The following is an 18384-nucleotide window of genomic DNA, read 5'->3' as shown; positions in this document are numbered from 1 at the left end:
AACTAAGACTCGTGAATTTTAAGATAAAAGACATAAAGACCTGGCGTTTGATTCACTTCAGTTTAATGACTTGCATTACGCTGCTTCTAAGCGCCTGCTCGATGAATGCTTTGCCGCCGAAAGAATCATCCGTCACTATAGAACCTGGCGTTGACCTTACTTTACCTCAGCCTCATGAGTTAGGTTATTCAGTCACGGCTAGCCAACTGATCAGTGCGACATGGGAAGACAAAACACATCAGTTACCCGTTCAGCTTCAAGTCGATGCAGATAAAGTCATTCTTGCAGGATTTTCTTCATGGGGAACAAGAATTCTCTCTTTGAAATATCAAGATAATCAAATAGACACCGATATTCTGACCGGGTTAGATCAAACCTTGCCTCAACCAGAGCAGATCTTATTCAACTTAATGATTACACTTTGGCCAATAGATGCGTGGCAGCAACCATTGCAAGCGATTGGGTGGTATATGGTAGAAACGAATAATACTCGAAAGATATTCGATGAGAACGACCAAGCCATTATAGAAATCACTTACCAATACTCGGAAGAAGTAAAACCAAGTGAGACCCAATCTGCCAAGTTAGCTAAACAAGTGACCTTTGAGCACCTCACTCAAGACTATAAGATTCAGATTCAAACCCTAAATTCAACCATCTCTAAACGCCAATAAAGAACGAGTAACTATGCCAATTTATATTCATGACTGTGGTTTCCATTCTGCCCTTGGGTCTCAGAACACAGAGATACACCGTTGTTTAACAAGTGGTCACAACCCAAATATGGTTGAAGACTTACAGATTTTAAATGACGGAAAAGCGACGGTTGTTGGTAGGGTTTCGCAGTTATTACCTAGCCTTCCTGAGCATTTACTAGAATTTAATACTCGTAATAACTGCCTGGCACTTTCAGCGTTGAAGCAAATAGAGCCAACTATTGAGTCGATGAAAAAACAATACGGCTCAAATCGTATTGCTATCGTCGTAGGCACCAGTACCTCTGGCATTGCTGATGGTGAAACTGCTTTTAAGCACAAATTAGACAATGGGCAATTCCCTAATGACTTCAACTATTCGCAGCAAGAGTTAGGCAACATCACAGACTTCATCAGTCAGTATTACGATATTCATGGTCCTCACTATGCGATTTCTACCGCTTGTTCTTCAAGTGGGCGAGCTTTCTTAACTGCGCAACGCTTATTAAATTCTGGAATGGTCGATGCGGTATTAGTCGGCGGAGCAGATACCTTATGTAAGCTTACATTGAATGGGTTCCATGGTCTTGAAGCGCTGTCATCCACTTTATGCCAACCATTCAGTTCCAAAAGAAATGGCATAAATATCGGTGAAGCGGCAGCCTTTATGTTGCTGAGCAAAGATAAACCAGTAAGTGATAGCAAGCCAACTCTTGCATTGCTAGGCGCGGGTGACAGCTCCGATGCTCATCATATTTCAGCGCCCCACCCTGAAGGTAATGGAGCCGAACAAGCAATGAAAAAAGCATTGCATGCCGCTCAGTTATCTCCACAAGATATTGGCTATATTAATGCTCATGGTACTGCGACCCCATTAAATGATTCGATGGAAAGCAAAGCGATACACAGAGTATTTGGGGCTGACGTGCCAGTTAGTTCCACTAAACCGATTACAGGGCATACTTTGGGGGCAGCAAGTGCAGTCGAAGCCGCTATTGCATGGCATGTGCTGAAGCACAACTTACCGCTTCCCTTACAAAAATGTCAGGATAAAGCTGATGACATCGACATTGATTTGATAAACTGCCCACAACAAATAAAAAAAACAAATATCTTAAGCAACTCGTTTGCTTTTGGTGGTAACAACATTAGCCTTATTTTTGGTGTCGTAAATGACTGATATCCCTTCCATTAATGTATTACTTCCTCACGATGATCCAATGATATTCATCGATAAAGCCATCAAGGTTGAAGAAGAATCAATCCATTGCCAAGTCACGATTAGTGAGCAGAACTTATTTTTTGATGAAGAGACCCAATCCATTCCTGCTTACGTAGGAATTGAATTTATGGCGCAATCTATTGCGGCTTGGTCGGGCTACCATGCTCATCAAAAAGGAAATGAAGCACCTATTGGCTTTTTACTAGGTTCTCGTCGCTATCAAGCGCAGTGCGATGAATTTGCGGTTGGACAAACCCTCGATATTTTTGCAGAGCAATTGATGGAAGATAATGGCATGGCAGTTTTCACAGCTAGCATTGAACTTACAGGTGAATCCTTGGCTCAATGTCAGTTAAATGTGTACGTCCCAACTCAAGAAAAATTACAAGAAATGAAAACTAGGAGCCAGTCATGACTCGTCAAGTACTCGTCACGGGTGCCAGCAAAGGCATCGGCAAAGCAATCGCCATTCAACTGGCAAAAGATGGATTTGATATCGCCGTTCATTACATGGGCGACAAAGCAGGTGCGCAGGCGACACTTGAATCAATTAAAGAACTAGGCGGTTCAGGTCGCTTAATTCAATTTGATATCAGCAACCGAGCCCAGTGCCGTGAAACCTTAGAAGCCGATATTGAACAACATGGCGCTTACTACGGTGTTGTGAATAATGCCGGCATTACCAGAGATACCGCTTTCCCAGCCATGACTGAAGAAGAATGGGATGGCGTGATTCATACCAATCTAGATAGCTTCTATAACGTACTTCACCCTTGCGTAATGCCTATGGTTCAAAAACGTAAAGGCGGGCGAATTGTTACGCTAGCTTCTGTTTCAGGGATCATGGGAAACCGCGGTCAAACCAACTATTCAGCCGCGAAAGCAGGTGTGATCGGCGCAACCAAATCGCTTGCTCTGGAACTGGCTAAGCGAAAAATCACAGTAAACTGTGTGGCTCCTGGACTCATTGATACCGGCATGGTTGATGAGCATGTAAAAGAACACGCTTTACCACAAGTTCCGCTCCGCCGTATGGGCGAGCCAGAAGAAGTGGCAGGGCTTGTCAGCTACTTGATGTCTGATATTGCTGGCTATGTTACCCGACAAGTAATTTCAGTGAATGGAGGCTTAGTATGACCCGCCGAGTAGTAGTCACTGGAATGTCAGGTGTCACCGCTTTTGGTAATGATTGGCAGCAAATCGAACCTAAACTTAAAGCTTGCGAAAATGCTACGCAGTACATGCCAAGTTTTGAGCAATATGATGGTTTGAACACTAAGCTTGCCGCCCCAATTGATGGTTTTGAGCTGCCAAAGCACTACAAGCGCAAACAAGTTAGAGGCATGGGACGAGTATCTCGCCTTGCTACTGTTGCAACTGAAAATGCTTTAGAGCAAGCCGGTTTAATCGGTCACGATATTCTCACTAATGGTGAAACGGGCATTGCTTACGGATCTTCAACAGGTAGTACAGACGCAGTTGGTGCATTTGGTGTAATGCTAAATGAAAAATCAACACGCGCAATCACAGCGACTACCTATGTTCAAATGATGCCGCATACCGCAGCCGTCAATGTCGGTCTGTTTTTTGGTTTGAAAGGCAGAGTCATTCCAACCAGCAGCGCATGTACATCTGGTAGCCAAGCCATTGGTTATGCCTATGAAGCGATCAAGCACGGTTACCAAACCGTTATGGTTGCTGGTGGTGGAGAAGAACTTTGCCCGACAGAATCAGCCGTATTCGACACTTTATTTGCCACCAGCCTAAAAAATGACAACCCGAAAACATCCCCTAGCCCGTACGACAAAGATCGAGATGGGTTAGTTATCGGTGAAGGTGCTGGTACGTTAATTCTTGAAGAATACGATCACGCTGTGGCTCGCGGTGCCAAAATCTATGCAGAAATCATTGGGTTTGCGAGCAATTGCGATGCTGCGCATGTCACGCAACCTCAAATGGAAACCATGCAAATTTGTATGGAGAAAGCACTAAAAGACGCCAAGCTGCCAGCGAAGAAAATTGGGTTTGTATCTGCTCATGGCACGGCAACAGACAAAGGTGACATTGCCGAAAGTAATGCAACGGCCAATATCTTTGGTGAAGTACCCATTAGCTCTTTAAAAAGCTACTTCGGACATACCTTAGGTGCATGTGGCGCGATTGAAGCGTGGCTAAGTTTAGAAATGATGCACTCAGGCTGGTTTAGCCCAACTCTGAACTTAGAAAATATAGATGAAAATTGCGGAAAACTGGATTACATCACAGGTACTGGTCGCGAACTGGAAGTCGAGTACTTAATGAGTAACAACTTTGCTTTTGGTGGAATTAATACGTCTATTATTTTCAAGAGAATCTAATACGCCAAACTATTTATTAGTAAACAAGAATACTATTAGTAGCCAAGAACGATTCTTAACTGACAAGAATCGTTATTAACAGGCAAGAACAAAAAAGGGGCAGTAACCGAAGTTACTGCCCCTTTTTATTTTTGAATCATCGCAGATTAAGCGTTAACTTCACGCTCAGCAATGAATTCTAGAGCCATCTTGATACGAGCAACAACGCGCTCTTTACCAACAAGTTCCATTACTGCGTCAACAGAAGGAGACTGACCGCCACCTGTTACTGCTACGCGAAGTGGCATGCCGATTTTACCCATGCCGATCTCTAGTTCTTCACATACTGCAGCAATCACACCGTCTTTGATGCTTGCTGTTGTGAAGTCTTCAAGTGCTTCAGCTTTAGCCAAGGCTAACTCTAATGGACCTTTTGCTACGCCACGTAAGTGCTTCTTAGCTGCGCCCGCTTCAAACTCAGAGAAATCTTCGTAGAAGTAACGAGATTGCTCAGCAAGTTCGATAAGCGTGTTACAACGCTCGCCAACTAGCTTGATCACTTCAGTGATTGCAGGGCCATTCGTTGTATCAATCTTCTGCTCATCTAGGTGCCATTGCAGGTATTTTGCAACGTACTCAGGCTCAGAAGTTTTAATGTAGTGGTTGTTCAACCAAAGTAGCTTATCAGTGTTGAATGCAGATGCAGACTTGCTGATCGCATTTAGGCTGAATAAATTAATCATCTCTTCTTGAGAGAAAATTTCTTGATCACCATTAGACCAGCCTAAACGCACTAGGTAGTTGTTTAGAGCATTTGGCAGGTAACCTTCATCGCGGTATTGCATTACAGAAACAGCACCGTGACGCTTAGAAAGTTTTGCACCGTCATCACCAAGAATCATTGCACAGTGAGCGAAAGTTGGAACTGGCGCGCCTAGTGCTTCATAGATGTTGATTTGACGAGGTGTGTTGTTGATGTGGTCTTCACCACGAACAACGTGTGTAATGCCCATGTCCCAGTCATCCACTACAACAACGAAGTTGTATGTTGGAGCACCGTCTGTACGGCGAATAATTAGGTCATCAAGTTGGCTGTTAGAAATTTCGATACGACCACGAATTTGGTCATCAAAAACTACGCTGCCTTCTTTTGGGTTACGGAAACGAATAACACATGCATCACCTTCTTTTGCTGCTTCGTTTGCTGCAACAATTTTAGGGTGGTTAGCATCGTAACGAGCCATTTCTTTGTTTGCTTCTTGCTCTTCACGAATTTCGTCAAGCAGCTCTTTAGATGCATAACATTTGAATGCTTTGTCTGCAGCAAGAAGCTTATCAACCATTTCGTTATAACGATCAAAACGCTTAGATTGGTAGTAAGGACCTTCATCCCACTCCATACCCATCCATTGCATGCCTTCTAAGATCGCATCTACTGCTTCTTGAGAGTTACGCTCTAAGTCAGTGTCTTCAATACGAAGAACAAATTCACCACCTTGGTTTTTAGCAAAAAGCCAAGAGTAAAGTGCAGTACGTGCACCACCAACGTGAAGATAGCCAGTAGGGCTAGGAGCAAAACGAGTTTTAACCGTCATTTAAATACCTTAGAGATGGATGTGCAGCGATATCATCAATACCAACTGCGGATACATGGGTAAAAGTGGCGACATTTTACCACCCTAAGGCAAATCTACAATGCTAGAAATTACTTTAAATTACGCATCGCCCATTGCATGAATTCTTGCTGTTGCTCATCATCTAATTTGGAAAAATCACCTTGCAGTGTCGCAACAGTTTTTATTTCTGACATTGGCACTGTTTTCTTCACTTTACCTGATATTTCATTACCAGATTTCTGATTATATTCAGCGACTTCTCTTTCAAAATCTCTAAAACCTTGTAAACCGCCTTTGTTCAAACGATCAATTTCATACTTAATTGCTTCGCCATTTTCCGCGGTCAGTGTAATCACAGGCGAACGTTCAAATTTTTTAGCGTCTTCTATCGTGCGAAATGTTGGATAGTTAATAGATAAAACTTGATCTGTCTGTGCCTCAAAACTTAATAGAATTGGTTGTGAGTCATATTTTCTACGCTTTCCATCTTCAAAAACAATTTGTCCAACCGTTAATGCCAATTGATTTTTTCCATCTTCCAATTGGATAGTGTTTTGAGCGGTAAAGTGAGAAGCCGCAATAGCTTCACCATTGAGTACTTGAGGAACCATCTCTTTTTGCAATGTTAATGTTCCGCTAGCCAAAGCTAGGGAAGAGAAAAGAAACGGAATAGCACCAAGCAATAAAGATTTTTTTACAGTCATAATAATTACCAATTTAACGAGGAAAGGGTATGACATGCATACCCTTATTTAGCTTCAAATCAATCTACAATGTTTCTCATAAACATTCGTCAATTGTTCGTTAGAAGTAGTACTCAACGCCCACAGATAACTCATCGTAGTCTGCTGATTTCCAACGTTCGCCAGTGTTATCAATCATTTCAGCGCCATCACCGAAATCTAGAGTACGAGCACGAACATAAAGAACAGCTGATGGATCTACAAAGTACATCACTTGCGCAGAAATCACGTTGTCGTCGGTGTTATCAATCGTTTTACCATTACGCTCAAGCTCGAAGTTTGCCGCGTAACCCAACTTGTATTGCCAATCTCCAGTCGTGTACATCAAGCCAGCAGACATTGCGTCTTGCTTCTCATCAGTACTGCCTGCAGATGCTTCCATCATTTTGTATTGTGCGAAGAATGAAATACCGTTATCAAACCAACCTTGCATACCAACTAAGTAAGTATCATTCGACCAATTTGCTCCTTCAGAAGCAATATTGCGGTTCGCTTCATACGCCGCATCGAATTGGATTGGACCTAATTTGTAATGTGCCGCTAAACCACTCCAGTAATCATCCCCTTCACCTAAGCCAGCTTTATCACCAGCACCTACCGCAACGTCAAATGACAATGCATCGTTGTACATTGGGCTATCCCAACGAATGGTATTAGACTGACGGTCTTGGTACTTAGCACCACCAATAGCGCCACCCCAGTCATACACATCACCCAAGCCTGGGTTAGATGCAGGCCAATCGACTAGCTCATACATAGGTGTTAAAACACGACCTAAACGAACTTGACCTAATGATTCACTTTCAAAACCAACGAACGTATCACGCTCACCAAGACCAGCACCTTCACCACCGAAGCTTGGGTCTACATAACCACCTTCAATTTGCCAAATGAACGTTGGGCCAAAGTTAGCGAAATCTTTCTTACCACGGAAACCAATACGAGATTCATTATTGAGCTGTGCACCACCTAGATTGTCATCCGTTGCACTCACACCTGAATCGTAATCACGGTAAGCCGCTTGCATTGCGATGATGCCGTACACTTCATAAGAAAAAGAATCTTTCGTTAAATAATTTTTTGCTGCATCGCTGTTTGCGCCATCGGCGAATGCTGCCCCACTGAACATCAGCGTTGAAACTGCCGCGCCTAGTAATGTCTTTTTAAAAGTAGACATAAGATTAACCCCTATACATTTTTTAATTTTTATCGTTTATCACTTATTTGAAGGAAACCATCCTTGAAAATCAGTGTCTTAAACGAGCGTTCTATTTATGGACGAGGCAAATATGACAAACTTTTTTTTTGTAGAAAAACATTCAAAGACCAAATCAGATCTGCATCAAAATGCAATTTTCTAAAAAAACAAAAATCCTTTAAATACTTTGTTTGGAAGGTTTTTTATAAAAACAAAAGACGTTAAATAATTTTTGACGAGTGAGGTTGATCACTAAAAAATCAAAATAATTAGAAATTTGAGGTTTGATATCACGTAAAAAAAATTGTTATTCAGGGAACTTTATAATCATTGAGAAGGAATTTTGAAGTCACTCGCAATGCTAAATCCAGCAAAAACGGGGTTCCAGTGGATTTTGACGTTTATTTTCAGTCACTCATTTGGTAAATATCGATACGGATATGTTTGACCTTCCCCTAAGGGTAAGGTTTAAGCTATGCCTAAATGAGGTCTGGAGTATCAAGATGAATCACTATGTAACGATATTAAATGGGCTTAGCTGCATGGGCTGTGTGGGTAAACTGCGAACACACTTAGAAAAGCTATCGACAGTCACTATCAACTCAATCACCGTTGATAATATTGATGTTTCAACCTCATTAAGCTTTGCTGAACTCTCAGATGAAGTGAACTCTCTTGGTTATCAACTAGGTCACTCATGGCATTTAACACTGTCTGGTTTGAATTGTGGTAAGTGCGTCAATAAACTCAAGAACGCCTTTGATTCAGAAAACTCAATTTATGATTTGAGCATCTCGACCACAGAGTTAATGGTTAAAACCTCCCTATCCGAATCTGACATTATTTCCAAAGTAAAAAGTGTCGGCTTCACTGCAGTCACTTATTTCGAGCAAGATGAAAAGCTTACTTCTAATGAGAAGAATGATGGTAAGCCTGATGAAAAGTTCGACCTTCCGAAGGGTGACACTCAAAGTTTTCACCTTTTACTTCAGGGAATGACGTGTGCGAGTTGTGTATCTTCCGTTGAAAAGTCAATTTTAGCGGTATCAGATATTAGCAAAGTTCAAGTTAACCTTGCAGAGCAAACTGCTCTCATATTCACTTCAAAAAACAGAACTGAAATAGAAGATCTTGTAGTGAATGCAGTTTCAACGGCAGGCTATCAAGCTCAGTTTGTTGACGACGCACTAACCCAGCAACAGAAACAAAAAGAACAACAAGCTTTGGTTCAGTCTGCATTTTACAAGAATGCTATATTTGCCTTAATACTTGGTGCTCCCCTCATGCTTTGGGGAGTATTTGGCGGAAATATGATGATAAGAAACCCAACAGACCAAATCGTTTGGGGAATTATCGGGTTACTTTGTTTCATTCTTCTTGCAACGTCAGGACGCAGCTTTTTTAGCAATGCACTTAAATCTTTACGCCATAAGCGTGCCACTATGGACACTTTAGTTGCGCTAGGCACTGGTGCTGCTTGGGTTTATTCCATGTTGGTCGTGGTTTTTCCTTTTTGGTTTCCAGAAGCCTCTCGTCATGTCTACTTTGAAGCCAGTGCGATGATCATTGGTTTAATTTCCCTTGGGCACTACATTGAAGCGAAAGCGAAAGCGCAAACCACTCAATCGTTGCAAGCGCTCATCAACCTTCAACCTCAAAAAGCCACAGTTATCATTGATGACCAAGAACAAGTCGTTCCGTTAGAAGCGATTCAGCTTGGCATGACACTTAGAATTAAACCGGGTGAGAAAATTCCGGTTGATGGAAAAGTTCTCACTGGTGAATCTTATGTTGATGAGTCCATGCTGACAGGTGAACCTTTACCAAGTGTGAAAAAGGTTGGAGATTCTATTTCAGCGGGGACCATAAATAACGATGGCAGCTTAATTATTGAAGCTGTTGGTGTTGGTTCAAGCACTATGCTGGCTCGAATCATTCAAATGGTTCGCCAAGCACAAAGCAGTAAACCAGCAATAGCCAAGTTAGCCGATTCTATTTCAGCCGTTTTTGTACCAGTGGTTGTCGCTATCGCACTTTTCTCTGCTTTCATCTGGTTTATTTTTGGTCCACAGCCAAGTGCAAGTTACATGCTAGTAGTCTCTACGACTGTTTTAATCATCGCCTGCCCGTGTGCTCTGGGTTTAGCGACTCCACTTTCAATTACAGTCGGTGTTGGTAAAGCAGCAGAACTAGGCATTTTGATAAAAGATGCCGATGTATTGCAATCAGCAAGCAAAGTTGAAGCGGTTGTCTTTGATAAAACGGGGACATTAACTCAGGGTAAACCGACTATTCAGAAAGTATTCCCTTTTGGTATTTCCGAATCAGAATTAATGACCATGGCTTATTCAGCAGAAGTTGCTTCCGAACATCCTTTAGCAAAAGCGATCTGTCAGTATGCGCAGAGTCTGGACCTAGCATTATTGCCCGCTCAAAACTTTTCAAATGAACGTGGGAAAGGGTTGCATGTCATTATTGATGACCAATCAGTGAATGTCGGATCTTTCAATTATTTGAATCAGTTAAACATTGCCATGGACCATGCTAAGCCAGCAATCAGTGAATGTGACCAGTCTGCTTGGAGCCCGATATTCGTTGCCGTTGATAACCAACTAATAGGCGTTATTGGTATCTCAGATGCTTTAAAAGAAGAGAGTAAAGTTGCGATTAAACAATTAAAAACGTTAGGCATCCATTCCGTCTTATTAACTGGCGATAACTCAACCGTCGCTAAGGCAATAGGTAATGAATTAGGGATAGATGAGATTATTGCTGGCGTTTTACCAGAACAAAAAGCCGAACATATCATTCGCTTACAAGAAGAGTTCCAACATGTCGCAATGGTTGGCGACGGTATCAATGACGCCCCAGCCCTTGCTCAAGCCGATATCGGTATCGCAATGGGAAGCGGCAGTGACGTAGCCATTGAAAGTGCTCAAATGACTTTACTCAATTCTTCACCACTTGCGGTTATCAATGCTATTGAACTTTCGCAGACAACGGTTAAAAATATGAAGCAAAATTTATTTGGTGCTTTTGTCTACAACTCTTTAGGAATCCCTATTGCTGCGGGTGTGCTTTATCCATTTTTCGGATTTTTGCTTAGCCCTGTTTTTGCTGGCGCAGCAATGGCGCTCTCTTCTATTACTGTAGTTACCAACGCAAACCGGTTGCGATTATTTAAACCAACAAACAATCATTCAAAATCATAACGTTAACCGTATTTATAAAACTTAAACAAAATGATTTACCTTTAATGAGGCTCACTATGAAAATTAAAGCTCTTTCAATTGTAGCGCTTGCGGTCGTTTCTCAACATGCACTTGCAACCGATGTTCTTAACCATAAATCACCTTATTGTGGCTGCTGTACTGAATGGACAGAACATATGAAAGAAGCAGGGTTTCACGTAGAAGAACATTTACATGAAAATATGAACCCAATTAAAGAAAAGTTAGGTGTAACTCCTAAGCTTGCGTCATGCCATACAGCAGAGATCGATGGGTATGTATTTGAAGGGCATATTCCAGCAAAAGACATCAAAGCTTTCTTGGACAATCCACCTCGCAATGCAAAAGGCTTAGCCGTGCCTGGTATGCCGATGGGCTCACCAGGGATGGAGTATGGGGATCAGCAAGATGAATACGCAGTATATGCATTTAATGAACATGGACAAACTTTTGAATATCGACTTTATCAGCCCAAATAATTAAGTCTGATTGATAGCAGATAAGTAAATTAATCGGTCGAATTTACAAAGAAAAAAAGAGCCCAGTCAAATCTGTAATCAGGCAGGTGACTGGGCTCTTTGCTTTGGACAGTAAAGCAATTGGGTGCTTTAACTATAAATTTAATTTACAGCATTTTAATTACAGCTTAGAAACCGTAAGAAGCACCGAATACGAAAGCATTGTTTTCGTTATCGGCTTGGTTACGGAACTCAAAGTAAGGTTGAACACCTTGACGAGTCCATGTAGCACGAAGCTCGTGATCCATCGTGTTGTTTGCATCGCTGATAACATAAACATTGTTGTAGCTTAATGCTACGTCTTCATTTACAGAGTAGCCAATGCGGTTGTCAAAACGAGTTTGATCGTCTGCTTTGCTGTCTTCCATTGAATGGTAGCGAGTACGGTTGCTGATAGAAATACCGTTATCAAAGTTGTATCCAATCTTCACAAGTGGACGGTATTGTACTGTTTCACCGTTGTTTAGTAGGTGGTGGTAACCAGCAGCAACCCATAGATTGTCGTTGATGTTGTACATCTGCTCTACACCTAGAGTGATGTATGGCGAGTTACCTTTACCACTATCTTGAATAGTACTGTCATCGTATTTACCTAAAGAAATACCGTCAAACTCAGTCAGTAGCGTAGTACCAGAGTCAAATGTATGACCAGCTTCTAGAGTAGAAGATACCGATGGATCAAAATCAGAGTGGAATTGAACATTACCTGTTACGTAAGAAGAACCAGCAAAAGCACTAGAAGCAAAAGCAAGAGAAAGTGCACTTAGAGCGATAATTTTTTTCATAATAACTGCCTTATTTTTATATTTAGCGGTATGTCGTCGGTAATTCATTCACCTTCACCACTTGATTAATTGGTGCCTCCTTGGCATGCGATGCATCTTGCATTAATTAATTCGGTACGCAAAATAAAAGAATTATTTTGGTGATCCCAATCACACCAGGAAAAGACAAAAACAAAAATATTAATATTAATCAGTATCTTACATAAAAACAAACATTCAATTTAAAAATAAAAACTTAATTCGCAGTGATAATGATCACGATTACATATAATAAATAGGTGTTTTTCTGCTTCGATATCACACTAGATTTAGAGGTTTTTATTTGGACCTTATTTTTCGTTGCAAACAATGTGATCGCCGTCACCAAGGGGGAAGCTGAAATGAATGATATACTTTCAATAAAACGAAAAAAGCCTCCCAAATTTGGGAGGCTTAGGCTTTAAATTTATGATTAACGAAGTGTCGTAACTCGACTTACTCTTTCTCCACTTGCCGAAATTGAGCGAATAGAGATTTCACCGCTTACCGCTGGGCGTTGATCATCTTCATAAGTTAGCCAGTTTTCACCATCAACAGAATATTGAAGTTCAACACCTGGGAACTGAACGTTCATAGCCAGTTTTCCGTCTTCAATTTTCGCTCCTGGTACAGGTAAGCGATAATCAATGCCCGCTTTTTCCAATTTAGCTAATTCACGCTGACCAAGAATGCTAGCAAAACGGTTATAGTCTGAATCCAGACCATCTTGGTCAACTAAGTTGGTCTCTTGAGAGTACTCGACTCCTACTTTGTAGTCATTCTCCCAACCCGCTCTGTGCCATGCTCTTTCTGCAGCTGCTAATACTCGTGGGAATACCATGTATTCATATTGTTCATCGGTACGAACCGTTTCTGACCATAGCTGCGCTGATAGTCCGTAGAATGGTTTTGCCTCTATTTCACCTTTACCAGTGAAGCCATTTCCGTCACGGTCTAATGATGTTTCAGCATTTTGAGGCATGTTTTCTGGTGCGAAGCCAAACATTTTACGAGTGTCAGTTGCGCGAGTTGCCCAGTAATAGCCACGTTCTTTAGCATCTACTTCATATGGCATATCCATGTACACATAGTCTGGGTTTGAAACGATAACGTCATATCCCTTCTTAGACCAATCATAAACTGATGATGTGCCACCCCAGTAAAGAACATCCCAGAAGTTAACGCGGGTTGTTTCTGTTGCGAAGACTTCAGCGCCCTCTTCTACGTATTTCAATCCATCTTGCCAAGCTTGGAAGTGAGGAATACCTTTTTCAGCGACAATTTTCGATACTTCTTGAGCAAAGTAGCCAGGTAAATGACCAAAATCGCTTACTTCGCCACTTGCCACTAGGCTTTGACACTGAGGTGATTGTGCAAAAGGTTTATCTTGTTTAGATAGGTCAATGTCCCCTTTCCACGCCACTTTTTCTTTCGAATCTAGATCTTGGAAACCAGCACCAAGTTTAATGTTTTTCGCTTCATCGCCACCGAAGTGCCAAGTCGTTAATGGCATACCCGCTTCATTATGCATCGCCGCCACTTCAGACACGACTTTGTCTACAAAGCGAGTTGATGACTCTAAGCATGGGTTAATGAAGCTCTTTTTGTCGTAAAATTGAATCGTTGTAACGTTCGAAGTGTCTTGTGGATCCATCAAGCGATATTCGCTCGCTTCTGCTTCTTTTCCTTCTTCCATCAAGCGAGAGTAACGTGCTTCCATTGATACAACAGCAGATCTTGCGTGGGCTGGCATATCAATTTCTGGAATAACTTCAATTTCACGCGCTTTTGCGTATTTTAGAATCTCAACGTAGTCTGCTTTGCTAAAGAATCCAGAACCGAAGTTATCAGTCGTTGGTCCAGAGCCAAGCTGAGGCAGTAAACAGCTTCTCTCATCTAAATCGAAACAACGATTTGAACCAACGTCTGTTAACTCTGGTAAATCAGAGATCTCTAAACGCCAACCTTCATCATCTGTTAAGTGAAGGTGCAGTTTGTTCATCTTGTACGCTGCCATTTGATCCAGCGTTGCAAGAATGGCTTCTTTTGAGTGGAAGTTACGAGCAACGTCCACCATCACACCACGGTAATCAAAGCGAGGTGCATCTTTAATAGAAAGAAGTGGTAGAGACTCAACATTTTCGCTATCTACCAGACCAAAGATAGACTGCACCGCATAAAACGCACCGGCTGTATCGAAGGCTTTAATCGCGATGCCATTTGCTTCGATGTCTAGCTGATAAGCTCCCGTTCTAGCAAGCTCACCAGTGAAGTCAGTAGGAACAACAGTGATTTCAACAGGTAAATCACCACCAACATTCACACCTACCACATCAGAGCGGCTCTCAAGGGCTGAAAACTGCTCTTCATTAAAAATAGCTTCTGGTAGGGCAATACCATCAGCAATACTTACAGACCCTTTACCCACTTCAACAGACATTGGCGTTGGAAGTAGAGTTGTTGTCACATCCAGTGATTTTAGATCTTCATTCTTTTCAAAACGGCTTACTGCAGTTGCCATGACATTATTGTCATCAGGAGTACGCTTTAAGTTGTTACCTTCCAGACCACGAACAAACGATGCGGTATCTTCCGTGTTCAACGAAGCAATCATCTTTGGTTCAGCGTTAGGTGATGCAACAAAAGCTCCTGGCATAAAGTCAGTTTCAAATAACTGCCAGTATTCGCTTGTAAGAGGAAGGGACACTTCTTCTCCAGCAGCAAAACCATCAAACTTATCGGTAGGCTCTAGTTTATGCAGGTCACCCGTCAGGCGAGTAATTTTGAACTGCTCATTATCAACATCTAATATGAGACGGATACTATGGAAGTAAATCGCCCAGTCTTTCGAGTCAACTGCTTCACCTTGGTTAACTAGCGTCATGTTTACTTTATTACATGATGCCCATTCAGCGCCTAAGTCCTGGCATTTAAATCCTTCAGTTGCACCATGGTTAGTCATCACTTCGTATTGAATATCTAAGTTATCAGCAAGTGAGTTAACAACCAGTTGCTCTGTCGTTTGTGTCGCGGCACAGCCAGTCAAACCTGCAAGTACAGAAACTGCGATTAGATGTCTCTTTAACATATTTACCTACCCATAAAAGTTTAAATCTAGCGTGAAACGTAAAAGGTTCGTTTCAAAGTTGAATAAACTATAGGTCGTTATTTTTTAGCGTGAATTAAATCAGTATCGAAAAGTGATCCGCTTCAAACCATCAAAAACATAAAAAGTAATTAGCATTTAAAATCATAAGGTTACAAATTACGATCATTCCGTCATTTTTATTTTGACGGAATTATTGAGATTTAAGTCACAATAAATAACGAGAAAGTAGTCTTTTTTTATTCAACAAGTCACTGTTGATTTTTCAGAGCTAATTTCACAATCCATCTTTGCTTTATAGAATGTGAAATCACTCCCAAAAAAAACGTCAAAACTGACTCGGTAAAATAGTTTTTGACGTCATTTTCACTCGATTAACTAGGATGCCCTCTGTGCGACTACTTGCCTTATTTTCAAAGTCCCTTTGTATTATTGCTTATCTAACTGCCACCGTTTCTGCAGAACCACTCTATTGGTCAGCTAAAAAAGACAATAAAGAATTCCTGATCTTTGGATCTGTACATATCGGCACTTCTGAGATGTATCCTTTGCCTCAAACAGTCACCGACTATTTAAGTTCAAGTGATGGTTTGATATTAGAAACAGACGTGAGAAAAGAATCCGATATTCGCTATCCTCAGAATCAAATCACCACCAAGAGTATCTTAACCACCGAGCAGAAGACTCAACTTACCCATATTAGCCGGTCGTTAAAACTTAACAGTAAGCAAATGCTCAATGCTGCGCCTTGGGTAACCGCATTAACAGTGCAATTAAAACGATTTGAACAACTTGGGTATGACAGTCAATACGGCATTGATAACTACTTGGGCATACAAGCAACATTGAAGGATAAACCTGTGCTGTCACTTGAGCCTATGCAGTTTCAAATTGATCTCATCAGCCAACTTAATAATGATGGGCAAGAATTACTGCTTAGTGCCTTAAATGAATGGGAACACTCTGAAAGTAATACTCACTGTCTTTTTGACAGCTGGGAGTCTGGCGATAAGCAAAACTTACAGGAAATGGGCGGAAGCTCTGAGATGAGTGATGAAATGATCGAGCGCTTTGTTTTTAATCGTAATCACGATTGGGCTCAACAGTTAGACGGTAATGGACTGGTTGGAAGTAATAGCAAACATTTGATGGTCGTTGGTGCTCTTCACTTAGTAGGAGAACAAAACCTTATACAATTGCTAAAAGATAAAGGATTTACCGTTAAGCAATTATCGACAAGTAAAAAAGCACCTTGTGCCTTTGTCCATTAATAGCTTTATCATAAATAGCATATACCTATTAATAGCTTAACCACCTAGTCGTAGCGAACCAGTTACGGCTGGGTTATCATTTGTTTTAAACTGGCAAGCAGTTTCAAAGCCATTTCAAATTCCACCCCGAATCCATTTCTAATAGATACAAGTTTAAAGCTATAAAAATCAAAACCACTCAGTTTACTGCTTTTTATTGTTGTGCTTTGTTCAAGCGAAGCTTTATTTAGGTAAACGAAAACTTTGTTTAGCTCAAACGAAAAAGGCTCTGCATAAATGCAGAGCCTTTTTCTTAATATGGTCGGTGAAGAGGGATTCGAACCCCCGACCCTCTGGTCCCAAACCAGATGCGCTACCAAGCTGCGCTATTCACCGAGATATCTAACTGGCTTATTGCCTGTCGATGGAGCGTATAATACGGATTCTGAACTTATGCGCAAGCGGTTTTCTTCGATTTTTTTAAATAAAAAATCATTCGAACAAAACTCATACAATTAAATAAAATTGTGATTAAAAACACAGCTAAGGAAACATATAGTTAACTTATGCAACAAGCTTGATCCAGATCAGGGAGGTTATTGCTCTAATGAATAAACTCAATTTTGTCATCTAACTTTGAGGTAAACACATGGACTTTTGGCTTGATCTCCTATTTGGAAACGCGGTAGGGCTGTCATCAATGATAGTTATCTTCGCAGCACTTGGTCTTATGATGTTTTATGGAGGCTTCTTCATCTACAAAGTTATGACTGACACTCCTCACTAAAATCGCCAAGCCTTTATCATTCATCGTAAGAGTGGATGATAATTCATAGCTTAGCACCGGAGTTGATATTTATTGTCGCCTCCGGTTTTTTACTTTCTGCTTATACCTTAACCACGATTTCCTTAGATTCACTTTCCTCTTTTAGTCCTATTTCATACAATAGCTTCAACATGCAACATAGCAGACTTGAGGTGAACGATATGTCTCATGATAACGATCTAGACTTATTCCAACAAATGATGGGGGATGTGAAGCGTATTGACCAAGATACCGCTGAGTACCAAAAGGTTCATCGCGTCACTGACGCACAACTAGCGAAACGCGAAGCCGCGATGTGGTTGTCTGATGATGACCAAGATTATTTGTCCCTCGATTACTGCCCTATGATCAAACCTGACGATATCATCGAATATAAAAAAGACGGTGTGCAAGATGGTGTTTATAAAAAATTACGTCTAGGAAAATACCCAATTCAAGCCAAACTGGACCTACACAGAAAAACTCTGAAAGATGCCAGAAATGACATTCTTTCGTTTTTACGTAAGTGCCTAGCAATGGACATTCGAACGGTGTTAATCGTTCATGGAAAGGGTGAACGCTCTAATCCACCCGCAATGATGAAAAGCTATGTCGCGAACTGGATGACACAAATTAACGATGTGCAATGTGTCCATTCTGCTCAAGCCTTCCATGGCGGCAGTGGCGCTGTGTACGTTATGCTCCGTAAAAGCAATAACAAGAAGCTAGAGAATAGAGAGAAGCACCAAAAGCGGATGAGTCAGTAACCTTATAAGCTGATTCTCTCTTTAAAACAATGAGTTGCCTGAAGCTAGCTAGTGCCCCTTAAGATAGTTAATGCTGAACACTAGTGTTGGTGCTA

General features: G+C 41.3%; 15 protein-coding genes and 1 tRNA gene. 10 read left to right on the top strand and 6 right to left on the bottom strand.

The genetic code is table 11. The annotated features are described in order from the left end of the window. Window positions 1–65 precede the first annotated feature (65 nt). Genes F0226_RS18645 through F0226_RS18625 form a run of 5 tightly spaced genes read left to right on the top strand, consistent with a single transcriptional unit; the run spans window position 66 to window position 4274 of the window. Window positions 66–674 (top strand): DUF3261 domain-containing protein, encoded by a 609-nt coding sequence (locus F0226_RS18645; RefSeq protein ID WP_171737059.1) that lies wholly within the window; start codon window positions 66–68, stop codon window positions 672–674. Between the two features lie 13 nt (window positions 675–687). Continuing rightward, window positions 688–1875 (top strand): beta-ketoacyl-[acyl-carrier-protein] synthase family protein, encoded by a 1188-nt coding sequence (locus F0226_RS18640; RefSeq protein WP_171737045.1) that lies wholly within the window; start codon window positions 688–690, stop codon window positions 1873–1875. Next, a complete protein-coding gene (locus tag F0226_RS18635; protein ID WP_171737044.1) occupies window positions 1868–2332 on the top strand; it encodes a hotdog family protein in 465 nt (154 codons plus the stop codon). The genes F0226_RS18640 and F0226_RS18635 overlap by 8 nt, the downstream gene beginning before the upstream one ends. Then, window positions 2329–3054, top strand: a complete 726-nt coding sequence (locus F0226_RS18630; protein WP_171737043.1) for a 3-ketoacyl-ACP reductase FabG2 — start codon at window positions 2329–2331, stop codon at window positions 3052–3054. Before F0226_RS18635 ends, F0226_RS18630 begins: the two co-directional genes overlap by 4 nt. After that, window positions 3051–4274: a beta-ketoacyl-ACP synthase gene (locus tag F0226_RS18625; protein ID WP_171737042.1), complete on the top strand. Its 1224-nt coding sequence runs from the start codon at window positions 3051–3053 to the stop codon at window positions 4272–4274. The genes F0226_RS18630 and F0226_RS18625 overlap by 4 nt, the downstream gene beginning before the upstream one ends. Before the next feature lie 146 nt (window positions 4275–4420). Here F0226_RS18625 and gltX read toward each other — a convergent pair whose 3' ends face one another. The 3 genes from gltX to chiP all read right to left on the bottom strand — a co-directional run bounded on the left by gltX (window position 4421) and on the right by chiP (window position 7789). Continuing rightward, window positions 4421–5848: a glutamate--tRNA ligase gene (gene gltX / locus F0226_RS18620; RefSeq protein WP_171737041.1), complete on the bottom strand. Its 1428-nt coding sequence runs from the start codon at window positions 5846–5848 to the stop codon at window positions 4421–4423. 110 nt (window positions 5849–5958) lie between these two features. Then, complete coding sequence (locus F0226_RS18615) at window positions 5959–6573, bottom strand: DUF2057 domain-containing protein (protein ID WP_171737040.1); 615 nt, start codon at window positions 6571–6573, stop codon at window positions 5959–5961. Between the two features lie 100 nt (window positions 6574–6673). Further along, entirely contained in the window at window positions 6674–7789 is a 1116-nt protein-coding gene (gene chiP, locus F0226_RS18610; RefSeq protein ID WP_171737039.1) for a chitoporin, read from the bottom strand. Between the two features lie 461 nt (window positions 7790–8250). On the opposite strand from chiP, the gene F0226_RS18605 reads away from it, so the two are divergent. Continuing rightward, the gene (locus F0226_RS18605; protein WP_171737038.1) at window positions 8251–11022 is read left to right on the top strand and encodes a heavy metal translocating P-type ATPase; all 2772 of its coding nucleotides are present in this window, start codon (window positions 8251–8253) and stop codon (window positions 11020–11022) included. Window positions 11023–11066: 44 nt separating this feature from the next. Beyond that, on the top strand, window positions 11067–11519 hold the full coding sequence (locus F0226_RS18600) for a DUF411 domain-containing protein (RefSeq protein WP_171737037.1): 453 nt from the start codon (window positions 11067–11069) through the stop codon (window positions 11517–11519). Window positions 11520–11686: 167 nt separating this feature from the next. Here F0226_RS18600 and F0226_RS18595 read toward each other — a convergent pair whose 3' ends face one another. Together F0226_RS18595 and F0226_RS18590 are read right to left on the bottom strand one after the other, a co-directional pair. Continuing rightward, window positions 11687–12343 (bottom strand): oligogalacturonate-specific porin KdgM family protein, encoded by a 657-nt coding sequence (locus F0226_RS18595; protein WP_171737036.1) that lies wholly within the window; start codon window positions 12341–12343, stop codon window positions 11687–11689. A 451-nt stretch (window positions 12344–12794) separates the two neighbouring features. Continuing rightward, window positions 12795–15449: a beta-N-acetylhexosaminidase gene (locus F0226_RS18590; protein WP_171737035.1), complete on the bottom strand. Its 2655-nt coding sequence runs from the start codon at window positions 15447–15449 to the stop codon at window positions 12795–12797. 410 nt (window positions 15450–15859) lie between these two features. On the opposite strand from F0226_RS18590, the gene F0226_RS18585 reads away from it, so the two are divergent. Beyond that, on the top strand, window positions 15860–16738 hold the full coding sequence (locus F0226_RS18585; protein WP_345776532.1) for a TraB/GumN family protein: 879 nt from the start codon (window positions 15860–15862) through the stop codon (window positions 16736–16738). A gap of 298 nt (window positions 16739–17036) precedes the next feature. On the opposite strand, the gene F0226_RS18580 is transcribed toward F0226_RS18585, so the two are convergent. Next, a tRNA-Pro gene (locus tag F0226_RS18580) sits at window positions 17037–17113 on the bottom strand. 253 nt (window positions 17114–17366) lie between these two features. Between F0226_RS18580 and F0226_RS18575 the strand changes: the two genes are divergently transcribed. Both F0226_RS18575 and smrA read left to right on the top strand, forming a co-directional pair. Then, entirely contained in the window at window positions 17367–17504 is a 138-nt protein-coding gene (locus F0226_RS18575; protein WP_171737033.1) for a DUF3149 domain-containing protein, read from the top strand. A 200-nt stretch (window positions 17505–17704) separates the two neighbouring features. Then, window positions 17705–18289, top strand: a complete 585-nt coding sequence (gene smrA / locus F0226_RS18570) for a DNA endonuclease SmrA (RefSeq protein WP_171737032.1) — start codon at window positions 17705–17707, stop codon at window positions 18287–18289. Window positions 18290–18384: the final 95 nt, after the last annotated feature.

Origin of the sequence: Vibrio sp. 99-70-13A1 (genome assembly GCF_013114625.1) — a bacterium.
In the GTDB taxonomy this organism is placed as follows: domain Bacteria; phylum Pseudomonadota; class Gammaproteobacteria; order Enterobacterales; family Vibrionaceae; genus Vibrio.
This window is presented reverse-complemented; position numbering and strand designations above follow the sequence as displayed.

What these genes read in the sequence shown, in the direction of transcription:
- F0226_RS18595 (WP_171737036.1), bottom strand. Translation starts at nt 12,343, where the DNA reads ATGAAAAAAATTATCGCTCTAAGTGCACTTTCTCTTGCTTTTGCTTCT.
- chiP (WP_171737039.1), bottom strand. Translation starts at nt 7,789, where the DNA reads ATGTCTACTTTTAAAAAGACATTACTAGGCGCGGCAGTTTCAACGCTG.
- F0226_RS18575 (WP_171737033.1), top strand. Translation starts at nt 17,367, where the DNA reads ATGGACTTTTGGCTTGATCTCCTATTTGGAAACGCGGTAGGGCTGTCA.
- F0226_RS18630 (WP_171737043.1), top strand. Translation starts at nt 2,329, where the DNA reads ATGACTCGTCAAGTACTCGTCACGGGTGCCAGCAAAGGCATCGGCAAA.
- F0226_RS18625 (WP_171737042.1), top strand. Translation starts at nt 3,051, where the DNA reads ATGACCCGCCGAGTAGTAGTCACTGGAATGTCAGGTGTCACCGCTTTT.
- gltX (WP_171737041.1), bottom strand. Translation starts at nt 5,848, where the DNA reads ATGACGGTTAAAACTCGTTTTGCTCCTAGCCCTACTGGCTATCTTCAC.
- F0226_RS18640 (WP_171737045.1), top strand. Translation starts at nt 688, where the DNA reads ATGCCAATTTATATTCATGACTGTGGTTTCCATTCTGCCCTTGGGTCT.
- smrA (WP_171737032.1), top strand. Translation starts at nt 17,705, where the DNA reads ATGTCTCATGATAACGATCTAGACTTATTCCAACAAATGATGGGGGAT.
- F0226_RS18600 (WP_171737037.1), top strand. Translation starts at nt 11,067, where the DNA reads ATGAGGCTCACTATGAAAATTAAAGCTCTTTCAATTGTAGCGCTTGCG.
- F0226_RS18635 (WP_171737044.1), top strand. Translation starts at nt 1,868, where the DNA reads ATGACTGATATCCCTTCCATTAATGTATTACTTCCTCACGATGATCCA.
- F0226_RS18615 (WP_171737040.1), bottom strand. Translation starts at nt 6,573, where the DNA reads ATGACTGTAAAAAAATCTTTATTGCTTGGTGCTATTCCGTTTCTTTTC.
- F0226_RS18605 (WP_171737038.1), top strand. Translation starts at nt 8,251, where the DNA reads ATGTTTGACCTTCCCCTAAGGGTAAGGTTTAAGCTATGCCTAAATGAG.
- F0226_RS18645 (WP_171737059.1), top strand. Translation starts at nt 66, where the DNA reads ATGACTTGCATTACGCTGCTTCTAAGCGCCTGCTCGATGAATGCTTTG.
- F0226_RS18590 (WP_171737035.1), bottom strand. Translation starts at nt 15,449, where the DNA reads ATGTTAAAGAGACATCTAATCGCAGTTTCTGTACTTGCAGGTTTGACT.